At 68.4% G+C, this 19,637-nt stretch carries 15 protein-coding genes; 8 read left to right on the plus strand and 7 right to left on the minus strand.

Translation table 11 applies throughout. The features are described 5' to 3' along the window. Nucleotides 1-8 precede the first annotated feature (8 nt). Complete coding sequence (locus BLS95_RS42535) at nt 9-1,499, plus strand: sulfatase family protein (protein WP_176993670.1); 1,491 nt, start codon at nt 9-11, stop codon at nt 1,497-1,499. A gap of 79 nt (nt 1,500-1,578) precedes the next feature. Beyond that, entirely contained in the window at nt 1,579-2,004 is a 426-nt protein-coding gene (locus BLS95_RS42540; protein WP_176993671.1) for an archease, read from the plus strand. A 49-nt stretch (nt 2,005-2,053) separates the two neighbouring features. On the opposite strand, the gene BLS95_RS42545 is transcribed toward BLS95_RS42540, so the two are convergent. Next, on the minus strand, nt 2,054-3,382 hold the full coding sequence (locus tag BLS95_RS42545; protein ID WP_245765636.1) for an esterase/lipase family protein: 1,329 nt from the start codon (nt 3,380-3,382) through the stop codon (nt 2,054-2,056). 98 nt (nt 3,383-3,480) lie between these two features. Between BLS95_RS42545 and BLS95_RS42550 the strand changes: the two genes are divergently transcribed. Further along, nucleotides 3,481-7,473, plus strand: a complete 3,993-nt coding sequence (locus BLS95_RS42550; protein WP_090945291.1) for a hypothetical protein — start codon at nt 3,481-3,483, stop codon at nt 7,471-7,473. Here BLS95_RS42550 and BLS95_RS42555 read toward each other — a convergent pair. Next, nucleotides 7,418-8,377 (minus strand): NAD(P)H-dependent flavin oxidoreductase, encoded by a 960-nt coding sequence (locus BLS95_RS42555; protein WP_090945292.1) that lies wholly within the window; start codon nt 8,375-8,377, stop codon nt 7,418-7,420. The genes BLS95_RS42550 and BLS95_RS42555 overlap by 56 nt on opposite strands. 58 nt (nt 8,378-8,435) lie before the next feature. Continuing rightward, the gene (locus BLS95_RS42560) at nt 8,436-9,782 is read right to left on the minus strand and encodes an acyltransferase family protein (RefSeq protein WP_245765633.1); all 1,347 of its coding nucleotides are present in this window, start codon (nt 9,780-9,782) and stop codon (nt 8,436-8,438) included. Between the two features lie 467 nt (nt 9,783-10,249). Between BLS95_RS42560 and BLS95_RS42565 the strand changes: the two genes are divergently transcribed. The 4 genes from BLS95_RS42565 to BLS95_RS42580 all read left to right on the plus strand — a co-directional run bounded on the left by BLS95_RS42565 (nt 10,250) and on the right by BLS95_RS42580 (nt 15,704). After that, entirely contained in the window at nt 10,250-12,877 is a 2,628-nt protein-coding gene (locus tag BLS95_RS42565; RefSeq protein ID WP_090945293.1) for a DUF6493 family protein, read from the plus strand. A gap of 281 nt (nt 12,878-13,158) precedes the next feature. Next, a complete protein-coding gene (locus BLS95_RS42570) occupies nt 13,159-13,392 on the plus strand; it encodes a hypothetical protein (RefSeq protein ID WP_090945294.1) in 234 nt (77 codons plus the stop codon). A 438-nt stretch (nt 13,393-13,830) separates the two neighbouring features. Continuing rightward, entirely contained in the window at nt 13,831-14,715 is an 885-nt protein-coding gene (locus tag BLS95_RS42575) for a neutral zinc metallopeptidase (RefSeq protein WP_090945295.1), read from the plus strand. Nucleotides 14,716-15,095: 380 nt separating this feature from the next. After that, complete coding sequence (locus BLS95_RS42580) at nt 15,096-15,704, plus strand: LysE family translocator (protein ID WP_218136255.1); 609 nt, start codon at nt 15,096-15,098, stop codon at nt 15,702-15,704. A gap of 309 nt (nt 15,705-16,013) precedes the next feature. On the opposite strand, the gene BLS95_RS42585 is transcribed toward BLS95_RS42580, so the two are convergent. Beyond that, entirely contained in the window at nt 16,014-16,517 is a 504-nt protein-coding gene (locus BLS95_RS42585) for a DUF402 domain-containing protein (protein WP_090945297.1), read from the minus strand. A 450-nt stretch (nt 16,518-16,967) separates the two neighbouring features. Here BLS95_RS42585 and BLS95_RS42590 point away from each other — a divergent pair, with 450 nt between their 5' ends. Further along, on the plus strand, nt 16,968-17,198 hold the full coding sequence (locus BLS95_RS42590; protein ID WP_090945298.1) for a hypothetical protein: 231 nt from the start codon (nt 16,968-16,970) through the stop codon (nt 17,196-17,198). Nucleotides 17,199-17,423: 225 nt separating this feature from the next. Here the strand turns inward: BLS95_RS42590 and BLS95_RS42595 are convergent, their stop codons facing one another. From BLS95_RS42595 to BLS95_RS42605, 3 genes are all read right to left on the minus strand, one after another. Further along, a complete protein-coding gene (locus BLS95_RS42595) occupies nt 17,424-18,044 on the minus strand; it encodes a hypothetical protein (RefSeq protein WP_090945299.1) in 621 nt (206 codons plus the stop codon). Beyond that, nucleotides 18,041-18,592: an RNA polymerase sigma factor gene (locus tag BLS95_RS42600; protein WP_090945300.1), complete on the minus strand. Its 552-nt coding sequence runs from the start codon at nt 18,590-18,592 to the stop codon at nt 18,041-18,043. The genes BLS95_RS42595 and BLS95_RS42600 overlap by 4 nt, the downstream gene beginning before the upstream one ends. 98 nt (nt 18,593-18,690) lie before the next feature. After that, nucleotides 18,691-18,921, minus strand: coding sequence for a hypothetical protein (locus tag BLS95_RS42605; RefSeq protein ID WP_090945301.1), 231 nt, complete (start codon nt 18,919-18,921; stop codon nt 18,691-18,693). Nucleotides 18,922-19,637: the final 716 nt, after the last annotated feature.

Below are 19,637 nucleotides of genomic sequence, written 5' to 3' on the forward strand. Positions count from 1 at the left end.
GGAACCGCATGTCCGCACGTCCGCGCTTATCCCGGTTGCTCACGATCCTGCTCGCCCTGACGGGCATGGCCGCCCTCATCGGCGGCACCGTGGACGGTGGCACCCGCGCCGCCGCGCAGCCCAAGCCCAACGTGGTCGTCATCATGGTCGACGACATGAACATGTACGCCCTGCAGTACCTGGACAACGTGCGCTCGCTGCTGGCCGAACCCGGCACGACCTTCGACAACAGCGTCGTGTCGTACTCGTTGTGCTGCCCGTCCCGGGCGACCTTCATGACCGGTCAGTACGCCCACAACCACGGCGTGCTGGGCAACGAGCCCCCCGACGGCGGCTATCAGAAGCTGCCCGCCGCCGAGACGCTGCCGGTCTGGCTGGGCAGGAGCGGCTACGACACCGGGCACGTGGGCAAGTACCTCAACGGCTACGGCCGGGCCGACCCGACGGAGATCCCGCCCGGCTGGGCCGAGTGGTACGGCTCGGTCGACCCGAGCACGTACCGGATGTGGGGGTACACGCTCAACGAAAACGGAGTGCTGCGCACGTACGGCAGCCCCGACGTGGAGGACCCGGCGCTCTACCAGACCGACGTCTACGCCGGGAAGGCCGTGGACTACATCCGGCGCAAGGCGCCCGCCGACAAGCCGTTCTTCCTGTCCTTCGCACCGCTGGCCCCGCACGGCGAGGGCGCGGCCGGCGGGGACCTGTCGCAGCGCAACCCGCGTCCGGCCCCCAGGCACCTCGGCGCGCTCGACGATGTGACGCTGCCCAAGCCGCCCGGCTTCGACGAGGCCGATGTCTCCGACAAGCCCGCGGCCGTCCGCAACCGGCCCAGGATCGGCGCCGCGGCTCAGGCACGCATGCAGAACGTCGTGCTCAAAGGCCGCCTGGAGTCGCTGCTGTCGGTGGACGAGGCGGTGGCCGGCATCGTGGCGGCACTGCGCGAGTCGGGCGAGCTGGCCAACACGCTCATCGTGTTCACCTCGGACAACGGCTGGATGCAGGGCGAGCACCGGATCAGGAACGGCAAGGTCGTGCCGTACGAGGAGTCGATCCGGGTGCCGCTGATCATGCGAGGGCCCGGCCTGCCCGCGGGCCGGCACGTGAAGACGCTGGCCTCCAACGTCGATCTCGTGCCGACCATCCTTGACGTCGCCGACGCCACCCCCGCCATCACCCTCGACGGCCGCTCGCTGCTCCCGATCGTCGCCGACCCCGCCATGATCCCGCGGGGCATCGTGATCGAGACCGGCCCCAAGACCAACGGCACGAACTGGTACGTCGGTCTACGCGCGCCGCGATGGAAGTACATCGAGCACTCGACGGGCGAGCTGGAGCTGTACGACCTGCAACGCGACCCGTACGAGCTGACCAGCATGCACGCCGATCCGCGCTACGCCGACACCCGGCAGGCCCTGGCCTCCCGGCTGGCCGGCCTGCGCACCTGCGCGGGCGATGCCTGCCGCCAATGGACCCCGGTACCCGGACCCCGACCCTAGCTACCAGTGGCCAGGTGGACACAGGGACCCTGGCTGTCGAGCGTGGCTGACACCGTCCGGTGTGGGTACGGCTCAGTACATGGGGCGGGGGCATCGCGCAGTCCTGCGGACGGCCGACGTCGTGGTGGAGGCGTGGGCGGACGGCAGGGAAGAGTGCCTGGCCGAGACGGTGCAGGCGCTGGTGGAGTGCTGCGCCCAGGTGGGCGACGCGGTGCCCGATGCCTGCATGCTGTTCGTCCTGGTGGGGGAGAGCGACGAGGCGCTGCTGGTGGCCGTACTGGACGAGGTGATCCATCAGATGGAGGCGAACGGCCGGATGACGGTCGACGTATCGGTAGATGAGCGAACCGTCACGACCAGGGGGCAGGTCGAGGTGCGACTCGCTACCGTGCCCGTCGAGGCCGTCGAGCGCGTGGCCACGGCGCCTGCGGCGCTCACGGTGCACGGAGTGTCGTTCGGATGCGTGGACGGGATGTGGCGCGCCCGCTTGCAACTGGACCTCTGACGTGGTGTTCGGTCGCACCATGTACGAGGAGGTTCGAAGCAGACAGTCCTCACCATTCAGCCGCAGGGTCGACAACCACCACCACATCGCTGACGGGTTCGACCGGCACCCGGGTCAAACTCTTGACCGTCACGCGCCATACGCCGGCGCGAGGCAGGATGGCGCCGGCCCGGTAGCGTCCGTCCCCGAGAGGACGAAGTCTGGGACCGTGCCAGCTCTCCTCCGACTCGTCGTGAACGCCGAACACGCCCAGGACAAGGCGATCATCCTCGGCCTCCACCTCGATCTCGGCCTCCTCGCCCACAGCGATCAGATCCGGCAGGTCCAGCGCGAGCACGTGTTCGGGTGCTTGATACGCACGAACGGGACGAGCGGTGAGAATCGCGTGCAAGGCATGGTGGGTGGAAGCGGCGCTGGCCAGGACGGCATGCCGATCGCCGGAGTACCGCACGGCGAGGTCGTCGGCCTCCTCCGGCGGTACGGCGGCGAAACGCGGCACCGTGCCGTCACCTCGCGGGGACTCGCCGTTCCACGTCGTCAAAGGGGCGACCCCGGCGGCGTCGTGTCGTACGCTCAGCACGGTCTTGTGCAGATGGCCGCCGAACAGATGTGTCGTATAGGGCCGACGACCATTGCGTCGGATCGACTCGGAGATCTTCCGGTGAAAGGCGACTCCGTGGCGTACGGCGTGTGTGCCGATTCCAGGCAGTCCCACGTCCGACAGCGTATGAAGCCCGTCACCAGTGTCAACGCATCGGTACGTCGGCAGGAGCTCGTGCACCGAGGGAAACTCGCTCATCACCTCGCCGAGTTGGTCGAGGAACGCGCCGAACCGCCCCAGCCGGGCCCTCGCCTGAGGTGCCAAACCCAGGCTGAGTGCGACGGCGGCCTTGGCGGCCCCTTGGTGCGGCGTTCCGATGGTGACCAGTCGCCGGGCCGTGCTCCTGCCGCCCAGCACTTCCAGGGAATATCGGGCGATGAGGCCGCCCATGGAGTGGCAGAGATAGCTGACCCGGGCCTCGGGGACGGTCTCCCGCCACCGTGTGAGCTCGCGTTCGACCGTTTCGTTCAGCCGAACGGCATTGTCCGCGCACGACAGCCGCCAGTCGTACGGGAACTCGACGAGGTTGCCCCGGCTGAAGTCCAGCGAACCACGCAGATAACGCAGCAGGCCGCCGTACCCGTCGATCTTCCACAGACCGGGCATGAGGTGGACACCGTTGATCAGCCCGGCGGGTCGCAGCGGCTCATCGATCTGAAGTGCGGCGGCGAGGCGGCGCGGTGGAAGCATACGGCGCATGGCCGCCAGGGAGTGGTTCCACACGGCGGTTTCGTTGTGTTCCAGCACGCTGCCGAGGATGCCTGGCAGCACGACCACCAAGTCGTCGACCCGATCAGACATATCGCTCGTCCTCCGTGGGACATCATGTCAGTGGCAAACGCGACGGCGTTGGGATTCTGATCAACGGAGCCGGTATGGCGGAGGTTCCCGCGGGCGAGGCGACGTTCGTCATCGTGGGCATGTCGGTGTACGACCATCATGAGGATCTCGAGTTCGTGAAAACGGCCGTGCCCGAGTTGCGGGACGCCTTCACCGCCTGCGGTTTCACCCACGAGCTCCCCGAACTCTCGCACGGCGGCACCTTCCACGAGGTCGGCGGAACCCTGTCAGGGTCGGCTCCCGGACGCGGACGGTCACTGATCCTGTACTGGGCCGGGCACGGGGCACGCGAAGCCGCCGGCGACTATCTGCTGGCCCAGGACTCGCCCGCGAAGAACTTCACCCAGTTGAACGCCATGACCGCGTCGATGCTCGCGTCGTTCATGGCGCAGTGGGGCTTCGGGCACGCCCTGGTCGTCGTGGACGCCTGTTACGCCGGAGCCACGTCCGCCGAACTGGCCCGCAAACTCGAGGACACGTTCGAGCAGCAGCCCGCGGAAGTACGCGCCGCCGTCGAGGTCATCGCGGCCTGCGGACCTTTCGAGCGCATTCAGGACGGCCGGTTCGCGGAGCGGTTCGTACGGGTGCTCAAGGAAGGCGGCACGGGACGATCCTGGGACGCCGGCAACCTCCAGGTCTACGCGCACGAGGTGCTCCAGGCGATCGAGGAGCTCGACCTGCAGTCGCCGCTCCCGGCATACCGCGCGTACGGGTACCCGCAGCGCCTGTTCCCCAACCCGAAGGCGATCCCGGGGCTGCCACCCGCGGACGCCCCCACCCAGCAGGACCGCCAGAGACGCATCCTCGCCGGCGGGCTGCGCGACCACTTCAGCCGGGCCGCGCGAAGCATCGAAGTCGATGAGACCGGCTGGTACTTCGTCGGCAGGACGCGGCTGCTGCGTGAGGTGGTGTCCTGGCTCGGCCAGGGCCGGCCGAGCGGCCTGAGTGTGCTCACCGGCTCTCCCGGGACGGGCAAGTCCGCGATCCTCGGCCGCATCGCCACGCTCTCCGACCCCAGCTATCGCCGCCTCGCGGAGGAGGAGGGCGCGCTGGAAGGCGCTGAGCCCGGCACCGTGCCCGTCGAAGGGCTGATCGACGTCGCGCTGCACACGAAGAACAAGTCCCTCGCCGAATGCCGTGAACTCCTCGCCGCCGGACTCGCCCTCTCCACGCCGCAAGGCGGCTGGCAGACCAGCCACGAACTCGTCCAGGCGATCCGACGCCTGAACCGCCCCCTGCGGATCGTCATCGACGCACTCGACGAGGCCCGCCCCGATGCGGTGCTCGCCATCGCCAGCGACCTCATCCTGCCTCTGGCGCGGGTGCCGAGCCTGCGGGTGCTGGTCGGCACCCGTACGCGCACGGCCGGAACGGCCGACGGCCGGCGTCCTCTCATCGACCTGCTGGCCCCCGCCAGCCGCTACGTCTGGGTCCTGGACGAGGACCGAGACGTGAAGCAGGACATTCACACCTACGTGACGCGCCGGCTCATGGGCGCTCCCACCTCTCCCTACAGGGGCGACGCGGAGAGAGCGCGGGCGGCTGCGACGGCCGTCGCCGCGGCCAGCGGCAAGATCTTCCTGTTCGCGCGCATCGTGACAGGAGTGCTGCTCCGCATGGAGCGGCCGCTGCGGCTCGCCGGCGAAGGGGCCGCACGCCTGCTCAGCGGGGCGGTACGAGACGTCTTCGAAGCGGACCTGGCCCGGTTCGGCGACCAGGAGGTACGGGTACGGGAACTGCTCGCGCCCCTGGCCTGGGCCGAAGGTGCGGGCCTGCCACGCCATCCGGTCTGGACGGCGATGGCGAGCGCGATGTCACCGACCGGGACGACCTACGACGTGACGGACGTGGACTGGCTGCTCGACGCGGCCGGACATCACGTCAGCCAGTCGAGCGAGGACGGACAGGCCGTTTTCCGGCTGTACCACCAGGCTTTCGCCGACTATTTCCGGGAACGGGACGAGAGTGCCGTCGGCATCCAGCGGGCCATCACCCAGGCGCTTCGCGGCACGCTGCCGGCAGACCCCCGGCTGCGCCACTGGGCCTCCGCCAACCCGTACCTCCTGCGTCATCTGTCCTCGCATGCCGCGGCGGCGGGCCGGCTCGGGGGCCTGACCAGCGAGCCGGGCTACCTCGCGCATGCGGACCCGCTGCGGTTGCTGGAGGTGCTCGGCAAGGTCGATCCTGCCTCCTACCCGCAGACCCGCGTGTTCTGGCGGGCGGCGCACCGGCTGCAGGATCCCGCGCAACGTGCCGCCGTACTTCACCTGACAGCCCTGGAGCATGAGCCCGACCTGGTGCCGGACGTCTTCCCGCCGCCGGTGGGAGCTCCGCTGTCGCCTCGGTGGACGCGGGTGGCGCCCACCCCCTTCCATCGGACGTTGACCGGCCACGACGTTCCGGTGACCGCGGTCGGGGTCGGTGAGTTGCCCGATGGCGACACCATCATCGTGAGCGGAGACAAGGGCGGAGCGGTGCGCGTCTGGGACGCGGCAACCGGCATCCCCCGTACTACGCTGGCCGCCCACGATCACAAGGTCACGGCGGTCGCGGTCAGCACTTTGGACGACGGCACACCCTTCATCGCGTCCAGCGACCACACTCAGGTACGGCTGTGGGAGGCGACGACGGGCGTTCCGCTCGGCCCCACGATGACGTTCACGCCGTCCATCCGGCACCTCGAGATCAGGGACAACGAGGTCATCTGCCTGGGCAACCGATGGGGACGGGCCTGGAACGTCGCCGACGGCACCGTCCGCGAGCTGCCGCAGCCCTACGCCGCCGCCTATGAGACAGCCCACGGCGCGACCGTCTACTCGATTCCCGAGGACGCGGGCCTGACCACGGCGATCCCGGCCACCTTGCCGGACGGCGCTCGCATTGTCGTCGCCGCGGGCAAGGATGGAACGGTGCGGATATGGGCCGTCGAGACCAGGGCGCTGCGCGCCACCCTCACGGGCCACGACCATGCCGTACGCGCCGTCGCGGCGGGCAGATCTCCTTACGGCGGCACCATGATCGTCAGCGGCGGCGACGACCGGACGGTACGCGTCTGGGACGCCTCGATGAGGACCGCGGAGACGTCGGCGCCGCGTCACCAACCCCTGGTGGTGGCGGCGGGCCCCAAGGTGGTCGCCAGCGGTGGCGACGACGGGACCGTATGCCTCCGGGACACGGACACCGGCCGACTGGTCTCCGTTCTGACCGGTCATGAGGGCAATGTCTGGGGAGTGGCCCAGGGAACCCTGCCGGACGGCACCACAGTCGTCGCCAGTGGTGGCGAGGACGGGACCGTACGTCTTTGGGACACGGACACCGGTCGGCTGCGAACTGTTCTGACCGGACATGAGGGCAGAGTATGGGGGGTGACCGTCGCGGCCCTGCCCGACGGCGGCACCATCGTGGCCGGCGCGGGCGGCGACCGCACGGTCCGCACCTGGGACGCGACGACCGGCGTGCCCCGGGCCACCCTCGTAGGACACCAGGACGAGGTGAACGAGGTCGCCGCGGCCACCCTGGCCGACGGCACGGCCATCCTCGTCAGTGCGAGCCGCGATCAAACGATCCGCGTGTGGGACGCCGTGACGGGCATGCATCGCGCCACCCTCACTGGTCACAGCGGATGGATAGAAGCGGTGACGACCTGGAGGGCAGCGGACGGAACAGTGCTGATCGCGAGCGCGAGCCGGGACGGCACCGCTCGTGTGTGGGATGCCACGACCGGCGCGCTGCGCCACACCTTCACCGGGCACGGAGGCGCGGTCTGGGGCGTGGCGTTCGGTCACATGGGCGACGGCACACCCGTCGTCGTCACCGGCGGCAGCGACACGAACCTGCGCGTGTGGGAGCTGGGCGGGAGCATGATCACGCAACTCCCGATGCCATGCGTGATCACCACTGTGGATGTCCACGAATCCACTCTTGCGGTGGGTACCAGCACAGGTGTGAGCACCTTCAGCCTGGTGGATGGAGTCAGCGACGTCCCGCTCGGTTCAGGGCGTCCTGGGCCTGGGTGGCCATGGCGATGACCAGGTCCTCCGCGGAGGGCAGGTCGGTGATGAGGTCGACGGCCTCGCCGGCCCAGACCGGCAGCGGCGGAATCGCGCCGCGTGCCACGTCGTCCTGGTAGTCCTGACGGGCTTCGGGGTCGGCGGCGAGCTCGGCCTCCCGGCCGCGCCAGCGGTCGAGGTAGGGGTGGGGGAGTGTGCGGGCGGGGTATTTCGACGGCCACTGGGAGCCTCGTGCGATGTCCAGTACGGTGCTGCGCTCGGTGTCCTGCGCGCGTCCTTGGAGGATCGCCTTGGTGATCGAGGGGTCGACCAGGGCCTCGGCGGTGGCCTGGAAACGCGTGCCGATGAGCGCTCCGGCAGCGCCCAGCACCAGAGCCGCCGCCACGCCTCGGCCGTCGGCGATCCCGCCGGCTGCCAGTACCGGCACCGGAGCCGCGAGATCCACCACCGCGGGCACGAACGGCAAAGTAGACCGGCCGTGCAGGGCACCGTGCCCACCGCCTTCGGTCCCCTGCGCCACGATGAGGTCGGCGCCCAGGTCCACGGCCTGCTTGGCCTCGTCCAGATCGGTGATCTGGAGGATCAACAGAGCCCCTGCCTGGCGAACACGTTCGGCATAGGGGCTCGGATCGCCGAAGGACAGCATCATCGCCCTGGGGCCGTACTCCAGCGCACGTTCCACCGCGGCGACGTCGATGCCCCAGGTCAGGAATCCGACACCCCAGGGTCTTCCGGTGCCGGCGACGATCGGCACCTCGCGTGCCAGCCACTCCGCGTCCCCGTATGCGCCGCCCAGGATCCCGAACCCGCCCCCGCGGCAGACGGCCGCGGCCAGCGCGCCACCGGCCGATCCGCCCATCGGCGCGAGCGCGATCGGGTGCCGCACGCCGAGCATCTCCGTGAACGCCGTCGACAACGCCATGGCCGCATTCTGGCGCATCGTCCGCCGGCCTGGATCACCGGACCCGGCCTGATCGAGGTCACGTGCCCCGGAGGAGGCGTAGTGCCGCCGCGCCGGCGAGGTAGGCGATCAGTGCCGGTGTCGGCCACCCGAACAGGGCGGGGCTCGTACTGGGAACCAGGCTGTTGCCGAGCATGCCCAAGATGACGGCGACGAACCCCGCCACGGCCAATGCCCGGCGGCCCGCTGTTCGAGCCAGGCCGGGCGAGAGGCCACCAGGGCGTCGGTCGCGCCCGCAGGCGCCACGGACCTCGATCCGTCCGAAGATCGCGACCAGCAGCGCGAGAGTGAGGCTGAGCATGATCAGCAACGGGAGCCGCCAGGCGAACCAGGCCATCGAGCCGACGCTGGGAGTCGGCAGCACACCTGCGGCATTCAGTGCGGCCGTGAGCAGGATCGCGGCGCTGATGTGCCAGAGGAAGATCGTCAAGATCACGGCATTGACCGCGACCACCGCGATCCATGCGCGCGAGTGCCGCAGCCACCGCTCAGTCCGGTCACGCAGCAGTAGCGCCATCCCGAGCTGGGCGGCGGCCACCGCCAGCAGGGCCAGGCTCGGGGGCGACATGTTGTGCAGCCGTTCCCCGGGCACATTGATCATGCTGACCGGGTAGGGACCGACGAGGGTGAGCACCAGCACCGCGCCGGCCCCGCCGAGCACCAGCGGCATCACTACGCGGGGGCGGGAGGACAGCCGGCCGTCGCGCCAGGCGAATCCCATCTGATGGATGGCCAGCCAGCCGAACAGGTAGTTGCCGTTGCCCCAGAACGGATCGCCGATCAGGCGGGCCAGGTCGCCGGCGGCGACAAGGCCGACCAGTACCGCTGGAACCGCCAGGCCGTACCGGCGGTGCAGGGCGTACATCACCGGGGTCAGCACGACCATGACCAGGTAGGCGACGAGGAACCACAGGGGAATCGAGGCGAACCACGCCACCAGGCGAACTCGGGCGGGGTCGGCGCCGAACAGCCGGGCGACCAGTGCGCCACCGGCCGTGATCAGCACCAGCGCGGTGGTCGGGCGGAGCAACCGGCCGCTGCGGTTGAGCAGCCATTCGGTCGCATTCCCGCCTCGGCGGCGTTCGGCGGCGAGCGATACCGCGTTGGCGTACCCGCCGACGAAGAAGAACACCGGCATGACCTGCACCACCCAGGTGAGGGGATGCGCCCATGGCAGGTCCGGCAGTGCCGAGCGGCCGGTCAGTTCGCCGTGCTCGTCGTAGCCGACCACCGTCACCAGCCAGTGTCCGAGGACCACGGCGAGGATGGAGATCCCCCGTAGCAGATCGATGAACCGTTCCCGTGACGGGGGTGACTGCTCGGCACGCCGCCGAACAGCTCGCAACACGGCGCCCATGCCGTTCATGTCGCACCGTGCCTGGTCCTCGTGCGGGTATGCAACGCCAGACCCTTACCCGCTCTACTCCCGGTTCACGTCCGTGGGTGGGAGCCGCGATGATGGGCAGCCGCTTCACCGCTTCACGGTCGAGCAGGCCGACCTGAGCGAGCACAGCGGCTTGATCCCAGTAAATGCGCTTCCCACGATCCCGATCACCGGGATGCGCACCTGCTTGCCCCTATCCCCGCCGTGCGGCTCACTGACTCGATGGACATGTCGGCCGCGTTCCGCCCCACGAACCATCGTTGCTAAAAGTCACGGACGCCCTCGAGTCCGGCACCACCCATGCCGGTGGGCACGTGCGGGACAGTCTGGTTATCCGTCATGCGCTTCAGCTCATTTGGAGGAGAGCCACACCGATTGTCGGTGTCGATCAATAGGCTGCGGCCCGTGATCGAGAACGGACTATGCCCCGCCCGGATCGAGACACCCGCGTGAACGCCGTGCAGGGGGTGCTCGACCGCATCGAGACCGGCTCCGTCACCAGCCTCGTGACGCTCCTGCACGGGCTCACCGACGACGACAAGCGCGCGGTGGCCCGGCACCTGCCCACCCACCTGAACGAACGCAGGCGCGCCGGGTTCGAGGCCGAACGGCGGCTCTGGGAGCTGGCGGCCCTCTATCGCCTGGCCGGGGCGGCCTGTCTGAGCGGGGCGGAGCAGGTGGCCTCCTGGCTCAACCGGCGGGAGCTGAGTGGCGTGGAGCCGAAGGCCGACGCCATACAGGTCATGTCCGTGCTCGCGAACCGGCCGCTGGAGTGGCGCCGCGACCTGGCCGTCCGCCTGGTACGGCGGTTGCGACCGGCCCCCACCGGCTCGACCTGGCGGCGCGTGGAGTCACTGAGAGCCTGGGACCTGGCCGCGGCACTGGTGATCGAGACGGGCGTTGAGCCGCCGGAGAACGACGCGTTCGTGTCCGGATGGGTTCTGCGGACGGTCGAGCGGCAGTGGATGAGCAACGGGACTCCGGTACTCGCCGATGATCGGCTGCTCGATCACATGCTGCCGCGCCTGTTCCAGGCGGCGGGCGTGGCGGACGGGCTGGGCTGGGATCCAGGCTTGGAGGGCAGGCAGAGCATCGTCGGCGAGCTGGTCGAGCTGGCCCGAACGGGCCGCGTGCCGCGCCAGGCGCTGCTCGAGGGCTGCGTGAGCCGGTTCCTGGCCGGAGGCGATGCTGCTGAGACCGGTCCCTTCGTCACGCTGTGGCGGGAGCTGAAGCCGGAAGCGGCGGAGATCCCGGTGACCGAGTTCGTCCGTGTGCTGCCGTCGGCGTCCTCACCCGTGGTCCAGCTCGCGCTGGAGGAGCTGCGTCGGGCGGAGTCCGCAGGAGCGCTCGACACGGAACTGTTCGCCGAGGCGGTCCAGGCGCTGGCGTACCGGCCGGAGAAGAAGAACATGGCGGCCGCGGTGAAGTGGATCGCCGACGCGCCCCCGGCCAGGGGCGCCGCCGCGGTGGCCGCGCTGGCGCCCGTGTTCGACGTCGAGACGCCCAGCCTGCGCGAACGTGCGGTACGCGTCGCGGTCAAGCTCGCCCCGCACACCGCTGAGCTTGATAGGGAGGCGATCCGCGAGGCGGGCACCCGGCTACCCACCGGCCTGCGCGAGCGGTTGGCCGCCGCCTTCGGCACGGTGGACGAGGCCGAGCCGGATCCCGTAGCCGCTCCCGCGCTGACCCCGACGCCGCTGCCGGCCCTGGCCCGGCCCATCGTGTCAGTGGCGGAACTGGCCGCCGAGCTGGAGCAACCGCTGTGGCCGCAGGAGCCGGCGCGGATGGAGCGGATCCTCTCCGGCCTGGTCGAGCTGGCCCACGAGGACCGTGACGCCCTCGTGGAGGGATTGCAGCCCTGGTGGCAGACGAACTGGCGACATCCCTTCGAAGCGAGAAACTACGTGTACGGCATCTCCAGCTTCGACGAGGACATCGGTTTCCTGCTGTCGCGTTGCGCGCTGGCCGTCGTGTCGCCGGCGAACAGCCGCGAGCTGACCGCATTGCTGCACGACGACAGCAGCCGCTGGCCGAACTCCGAGCCTGCCCTGCAACGATTCGTCCAGCAACGTTTCCGTGAGGTCATATCCCTGTTCGAACGGAACGAGACGGTGCCGGTGTTACTGGCCACGCCGACAGCGCCCACCGGGCACGTCGACGCCGCCACTTTGGTCGCGCGCATGGAGCGATTGAAGGTTACCGAGCCGCTCGAGTACGACTTCCTGCAGGCGTTGCTGCGACTGCCGCGCAGGATCGATCCGGAGCTGGTCGTACGGGCGGAGAGACTGCCGTCGGAGGCGGGCCGGCGACTGGCGGCGTGTCTGCGCGCCGGTGGGTTGCCTGACCCCGTCGTGACCTGGGAACTCGGAGCGTTCGACCGCCCGGCCTCCTACCACCAGTCGCTGCAGGAGGCGCACGCCCGCCTCGCACCGCCCGAGGGCGTGCCCGGGCCGCTCGCCGAGCTGTGGACTCTCGCTCCCAAGACCGGCTATCCCGCCTCCTCCCGGAACACGGTGTGGTGGCCGCCCATCATGCCCTCGCATCGGGAGGCCCTGGCCGCGCACCTCCTCGAGTGCCTTCCATCGAGCGGTCCGGTGGAGGCCGTGACCGCTCTGGCGCACAACGACGGCCCGGCGGGCATCGCGACCGCGAGCACGATCGTCATCGCCATGAACCATCCCACCCCCGCCCAACGGGCCCTGGCCGCCGACGCGACCCTCACGCTGGCCGCGTACGGGGAGTTGCCCGCGGCCGACCTCGGCCGGGCCGTGGGCCACATGGTCCGCGGCGAGCAGGTCAAACTCAATCGAATCATTGGTGTCCTCGACGAGGTCACGGCGGCCGGGGCGCATGCCGCCGTGTGGACGGCCCTGGCTCAGGCGGTGCCGCTGCTGTTGCCCGCACCCGGTGAGAAGCCCAGGCCAGGGCTGGGCGAACTACTCAAGGTCGCCGTGCGCGCGGCGGAGCTCGCTGGGGCGCGCGACGAAATACCGGGGCTGGCGGAACTGGCGGCACGCAAGGGCTCGAGCCTGCTGATCCATGAGGCGCGGCGCCTGCACGAGGCGATCTCCGCCTGAGCCAGAACATGCCGATCTGCGGCCCGCCCGCAGCCCCGCATCATCGGCCCTGCATCATCGGCCCTGACCCTCTGTCCCGGCACGCCCCTGTTTGCCCTCACACCGCTGACGGCTGACATCTCCCCGGAAGAACAATCTTCCTACCAGGAGAAAGAACCACACCCCCGTCGCAGCCGAGGACTGTCGCCGGCATCACCCGTCTGTCACCGTGCTCAACGTCAGACCCGAGCCGCACCACCAGCGCCGGGGGAACCTTCCTAGCTTCGCAAAGGTAGGAATGCATGAACACAGAAGCACAGATCATCGACCTCATGACGCGTATCCGGGCACTCGAAAGCCACACCGCTCAGGTGGTAGCCGACCTTACCGACCTGCGAGCCGAGATGAGACAAGACGTTGCCGCGCTCAACGACGAGCTTGCCGGCCTGCGACGCCACATGGACGAGCACTTCACCTCCATCCGGTCCGAACTGCTACACCGATTCCGCGTCATCCAAGGCGAAGTGATCGCCTAACCCACGGCACCGGCGACCGCCGGACAACGCCAAGGCCCCGGGATGAGTTTCGTGCCGTGCACGAGGACTCATCCCAACTTAATGCTCCTGAAACAAGCCCTTGGTCAAGCTACTGAGTGTGAGCGTGAGACCTTCCCTCAGAACGGTCTTCGACACGCCGACGGCCCGGCGTTCACCCGCCATCGACACCTGCCCCACAGCAGACCCGAACCCTCTTCGCCGTACGCCGAAACGGCCTCGGCAGCCCCTTCCGAGGGTTCCGGTGGTTGGCGCCGAAAGAGTACGCACAGGCTGTGGATGGCATCCCTGCGTCATGACGTCCTGCCCCGCGTCTGGAGACCGTTCTGAAGGCGGCCATCGCACCTGTGATCCGAATGTGACGACGGGCTTCTCCTCATAGGAGGTTGTGGTGCCAGATCATGTCTTCCTGTGAAATCCATGGATCAAACGGGCAGCCGACCCCATTCGGTACCTCCGAAGCCGGTAACGCTGCCGCTGCGGTCGTCGCTCAGCGGCTTCGTTCTGCTTGTCACGTTGGGCGGTCTGGCCGGTTGTGCTTCGACAGGCGGCAGCCTGCCGAGCGGTCAGGGCGGCGCTGTGGTCCAGTCTGCGGTGCAGGTGAAACCGGCTGCTTTCCGTGCCGAGCCATCGCCTTCTCCCCGGGATGCGGCATTGAGAAGTCCGCTTTACCGGACGTCTCGTATCGCCAAGATGACGTGCAAGCTGCCTCGTCTGGAAGATGGCAGTTGGAGCTCGATGCGGCGCTACATGCAGACGGTGAGTGGCTGCCTCGACCGTGTATGGGCGAAGCAGCTTGCAAAGATGCATCAGTCTTACAAAGCGCCCAAGCGCTACTTTCTGAAGGAGCGGGCCAACGTCGACGCTTGTGGCGGGACAGTGCCGCCAACGGGCGCCACCGGTTTCTACTGTGAAGCCAGAAAGACATATTACGTGCTGGCCGAATCTAAGGCATGGAGTTCTAAGGAAGGGCTATGGGCTGCGCATTCCGTTGCCCGTATGCATAGTTATTACATTCAAGACCTGGTCGGCATTATGGACTATGGCGATGAGCTTGAGGCCAAGGCCGTGAGTAGGGACGAGCAGATGCTGGTCATCAACAGGAGTGCAGATCAGACTGCCTGTTTTGCCGGCGCTGCGCTGCAATCGATGCGCGACACGTTGCCGTCCTGGTCCAAGTTCATGGCGAGGTACAAGAGGGACCAGGATCTCAAGGCCTACGCGGCGTGGCTGGATCGGGGGTTCAGCAGCGGCCGACCCGGCTCCTGCAACACTTGGACCGCGCCGAGTAAGAGCATCGGGTAGCGCCGGAATCGCATGTGGCGCTCGCCTCGCGGGCACCACATCCCGCGAAGGGTGCGACGGCTACTGCCGTATCAGGCAACGTTCGCCCCCGGTCCTCGCACAGCTGTTCAACGGCGGCGTGGGTTCCGTCAGGTGATGTAGCGGTGGATCGTGCTGCCCCGCTCCGTACGGCTGGCGTGGTCGGTGGGCGATATCTTCGCCACGGGCATGCCCCGAACGGACAGCAGCACCATCTGCGCCCTCCGCCCTGCTGACAAGGAGTTGATCGCCAAGGCGGGAAAGGGGAGCCTGGGTGGAGGCCGTCTTCGAGTGATGTACCCGCGGGCAGGAGCGGGCCCCAATGTGAGACGATTCGCCCCATGCCGGTCGATCAACACCTGGTGGTGGCTTTCACCGTAACTTCGATCGTCGCGATGATTGCGCCGGGGCCGGACATGCTGTTCGTCCTGGGCTGCGGGATGCGCGGTGGGCCTCGTGCAGGGCTTCTGGCCACGTGCGGGGTGGCGACGAGCGAGGCCGTCCATGTCGCCGTGGCGGCCGCCGGGCTGGCCGCTCTCTTCGCTGCGGCGCCGACCGCCTTCACCGTGGTGCGCTTCGCCGGTGCCGCCTATCTGATCTATCTCGGCGTCCAGATGATCCGCAATCGCAAGGAGGTCGAGGAGACGGCCGGGGCGGGCGGGCTGATGTCAGGCCGCCAGGCGTACTTCAGGGGCCTGCTGACCAACCTGCTGAACCCGAAGATGGTCACCTTCACGATTGCGTTCCTGCCACAGTTCATCGATCCAAGCCTGGGACGGGTCTGGCTGCAGTTCGCGATCCTGGGGGCCATCCTGATCGTGCTGGAGTTCCTCGTCGACGGCACGGTCGGCGTGCTCGCGGGGCGAATCGGCGGATGGCTGCGCCGCCGGCAGGCCGCCCGCCGCCGCATCGACGTGGCCACCGGAGGTCTCTTCATCGGCTTGGGAATCCGGCTGGCCGCCGAGCGGTAAGAAGTCACGGGCTGGCTCCAGGCCTCGCCACTCCCCACTCCGCAGAAGATTGATTCGGCCAGGGGCATCCCCTGGCCCCGAGCTCAGCGACCAAACCCCTTGTCAGCGGGGTCTTATGGATGATCCGTAGCAGGCGCCGGCCCTTCTCGTCATCGATCTCACGGACGCGTACCCGCACAGTCTGACGGCTGGCGCACATCCGAACGGCGCGTCGCATCGCAGACACCACCGGAATACAAGGGGCAACGGGCTCTTGGCTCGGTCATCCGTCCACGAGTCAGTACGGCCGTGGTCCGTGAACCCGGCTCGTCAAGCCCGCTTCAGCCACTCCCAGCCCCTGGGAATGATCGGTTCGGTAGCAGAAGCAAGCCTGGTCTGCAGGTCGGACGCCGCGGTTCGGGCCGCGGTTATGACGGCCTGGGGAACCATGCACTCGGCCACAGTCTGCTCGAACTCCTCCTCATCGACCAGCAGGACAGTGCCATCCGCAAACCGCACCAAATCCAGTTCGAGGTCTATATAACTCCACCCCGACACACCTAGAGTCGGCGGCGTGCAGATGTCGACGCCGATCCAGCGGTCGTTACGCCACCACCAAGCCGCCCACCAGCCATCGCGTGGGAGCAACTGCACACCGTCGCTGGGGAGCGTCACCGACGTGCCGTCGGCCTTTCGATGGACCTCGCCTTCTCGGCTGAACAGCCAAGTACCGAATTCGTCGGCGCCCAAAATCCGAGCGTCCCATTCTGCCGCCAGCCTGGGTGCATTCGTGCCTGGCAGCGGCCATTTGCCCTTCTGCACGCCGATCCGCATCCGGCTTATCCTCCCTCATTTGTACCCACGGCGACATCTCGCTGTGGGTGTCTCCGAGCGGGCTCGGGCGAGCCGCGTCTCCGTGAAAGTCTGAATCAGATCGCCTCTGGCCACATGGCTCGTGGCCAGGAGGGTCCGGACGAAGGACAGGCTGCGGACGTACAGGCTTTCGGAGAGTTGCACGCTTCCACCACCCGGTCGCGGCCTCGCCGTTCGAACCAGCGCTCGGCCTCGCCGAGTACCCGGCTGCAGCCGGTCTCGTCACCCTGAGAGGCCAACGCTCGCGCCTCCATCGCGTTGAACAGTGCCATGGCCGTGGGCGTGGCGTTCTCCGCGCCCATCCGGGGCAGCCCGCGTAAGATTCACCGCCATGCCAGCACGACGAGCCCGTGCTGTCCTGTACGCGAAGGAACGGCGTCAGCAGCGCGATCGAGCCCCGCTCGGTCGAGTGTGGAGTTTCTGCAGGACGTCACGTTCAGCCACGGCCATAAGCCGTGGCGGGCGGCCACCTGGCTCATCGCCCGGCTGGCCGTCGACGGCGTCGTCGACTCGGTGTCGCACCCGCCGCCGCTGAAACCGGGCGAGCCACCGCACTTCAACGCTGTCATTTATGCGCTTGACCTGCTGCAAGGACGCGATCCAGAGCTCTGCCTCCGGAGCTTCATTACTGATTGCCACTGAGCGGCCCCGAAGTTCAGTTCCGGGCGGCAGGGGGGCATGTGCGGGTAGGGCAGCGGCAGCACCCCGATGATCTGCGGGCTGTTGCGAGCCCGAGACCGAGCAGGACCGCCGCCGCTCGCCCGTCCCTTCATCGATGTGTTTGTCATTGACCTGCGGAGCTTGATCTCGACCGCGCTGCTTTGCGTCGCGCTGATCAAGCCCGCAGCGGCGTCGTGTTCGGCCGGGTCAGCGTCCGACGGAGGTCGAGGGAATGGGGCCGCCGCGCAGTTCATAGTGTGCATCGACGACGGTGCACGGCTTGACCTTGCCCGTGATCAGCAGGCCGCGGAACATCAACCTGCTCCGCGGTCCCTCGGGGACGCGGCCGGACTCGCTGATCTCCATGACCAGAGTCTGACCCTTGCCGATGTACCTGGGATGGATGTCGATCTGCTCGTCGCTTCCATCCGCCAGATCGGCCACCTTGTGGTGAACGGAATCCTCCCATTCCTGGGGAGTCATGCCCATCTTGCCCTCGACGAGCCGGCCCCTGTCCGGCTCGCAGGCCTTGCCAGGCTTGAGATAGGTGATGTCGGCGGGTACGTTCAGCGCCTTGAGGTCCCGCTCCAGCTTGTCGGCGTCCTTGAACTCCTTGATCTGTACGCTGATCGTGCCGTCGGTGTTCTCGGTCACCGCGTACGCCTGACTCTCCGTACCGGTCAGCAGCGGTACGGCGATGGCCGCCGCGGCGGCAAGCCCTGCCACCGCCGCGGCCACGGACACGCGGCGAACGGAACGGCGGCGGCGGTCCGCCCGCGCGGCGAACTCGACTTTCAGATCCATCAGCAACTGCTCCTCGAAACTCATCTGCCGATTCCTTCCATGACGAAGGGCAGTTCCTTGAGCGTGCGGCGAGCGCGGTGCAGCCGGACCATGGCGGTCCCCGACCGAATGCCCAAAGCGCCCGCGGCCTCCGTGACCGTCAACTGATCGAGCACGATCAGCTCCAGTACGGCGCGTTCCCCCTCAGGCAAGTCGGCCATGGCCTCAAAGGCCCGCCGGGCGGGCCCCTCCGCGTCGATCCGCTCCTCCAAACGGGCAATGTCGTCATTGTCCAGAGGCCGCCGCCTGCTCACACGATCGGTCAACTGGGACTCCCTCAATGACCTGCGCCGCTCGGCCGAGAGCGTGTTGCGTGCCACTCCGTACAGCCACGCCACCTCGCTGCCCCGTCCCTGCCGGTAGGTATGAGCAGACTCCATCACCGCCAGGAACACATCCGCGACCAGGTCCGCGACCATCTGAGGGGCATCGACCCGACGGGCCAGGAACCGCGTGATGCCCTCGACGTGCCGCAGGTAGAAGGCCTCGAACGCCACGGGGTCCGTGGCGAACTCCGCCTGTTTACGACGCACCGGCCATGCTCCCTTCGTCGATCTACACCCCGTACTTGGAAAAACGCGACCAAAGCCTTACAAGCCGCACGGGGCCACGTTCTCGCGGCCCCGTGCGATCATCCGACCGCGTAGGCACGGTTCACCGTCTGCGTGACGTCATCACCGGCGGTGTCTTCGACCGTTGCCCGCAGGGAGACGAATCCTGGCGAGCCCGGATTGGCGATCCTTGCCGTCCAGCCAGAGCCGGCCGCCTGCGTCTTGACCGGCTGCCAGGTGGCCCCGTCGTCGGTGGAGAACTCCAGCTTGATCGACTTCACCGCGGCCTCGCGGGCACCGGGGTTGCGCACGAGTCCGCGACCCGGCCTTGGCCCGGTTGGCGTTGTCGAGGCCCTCGGGCGCGTACCTGACCGCCATCAGCGGCAGGGACGTGGCCTTCGCTGTACGGGCCGAGCGGAAGGTCCAGACGGCGTCGACTCCGGTGGCCTGCGGCCGGATTCCTGCGCGACGATACAGCGAGGGTGTAGACGCCGGTGTCCTGCGGCAGCCTCGCGGAGAGCGTGCACTGCTCGCTCCTCTGGGAGGCACATCCGGCGATGTCGGTCGTGGCGATCTCCTTTCCGTCACGGGAGAACTTCGTCTTCAGGAGAGCGCGGTCCATGCACAAGAACCCGTCGCACATCTACGCGACGTTGATGTTTCGTCCGCGGCCTGCGACCCTCGGTGAGTGGGCAGCTGCGGCGGTAGCGGCAACGTTCACCGCCCTTCTCTTCTTGCTAAAGACTTCGGAAGATCGCCCACCTGCTGTCCCTGGACCGCCCGCGCCGCCAGCCCCTATGTCCTGCTCGTTCACAACGGCACCGGCCGACGGCCCAAGACCCTGGGAGCCTATGACTCCTACCTGCGCAAACGGTGGGGCGAGGGATGCACCAACGCCGAACTCCTCTACCAGGGGCTGCAGGCTCTGGGCTATCGCGGCAGCGGCACCACCTTCCGCCAGTATGTCGCCCCTGGCGCGACGGAACGCCTCTCGCGCCAACACGAGCGCGGCCACCCACGGTCGGCA

This window comes from Nonomuraea jiangxiensis, assembly GCF_900099965.1.
In the GTDB taxonomy this organism is placed as follows: domain Bacteria; phylum Actinomycetota; class Actinomycetes; order Streptosporangiales; family Streptosporangiaceae; genus Nonomuraea; species Nonomuraea jiangxiensis.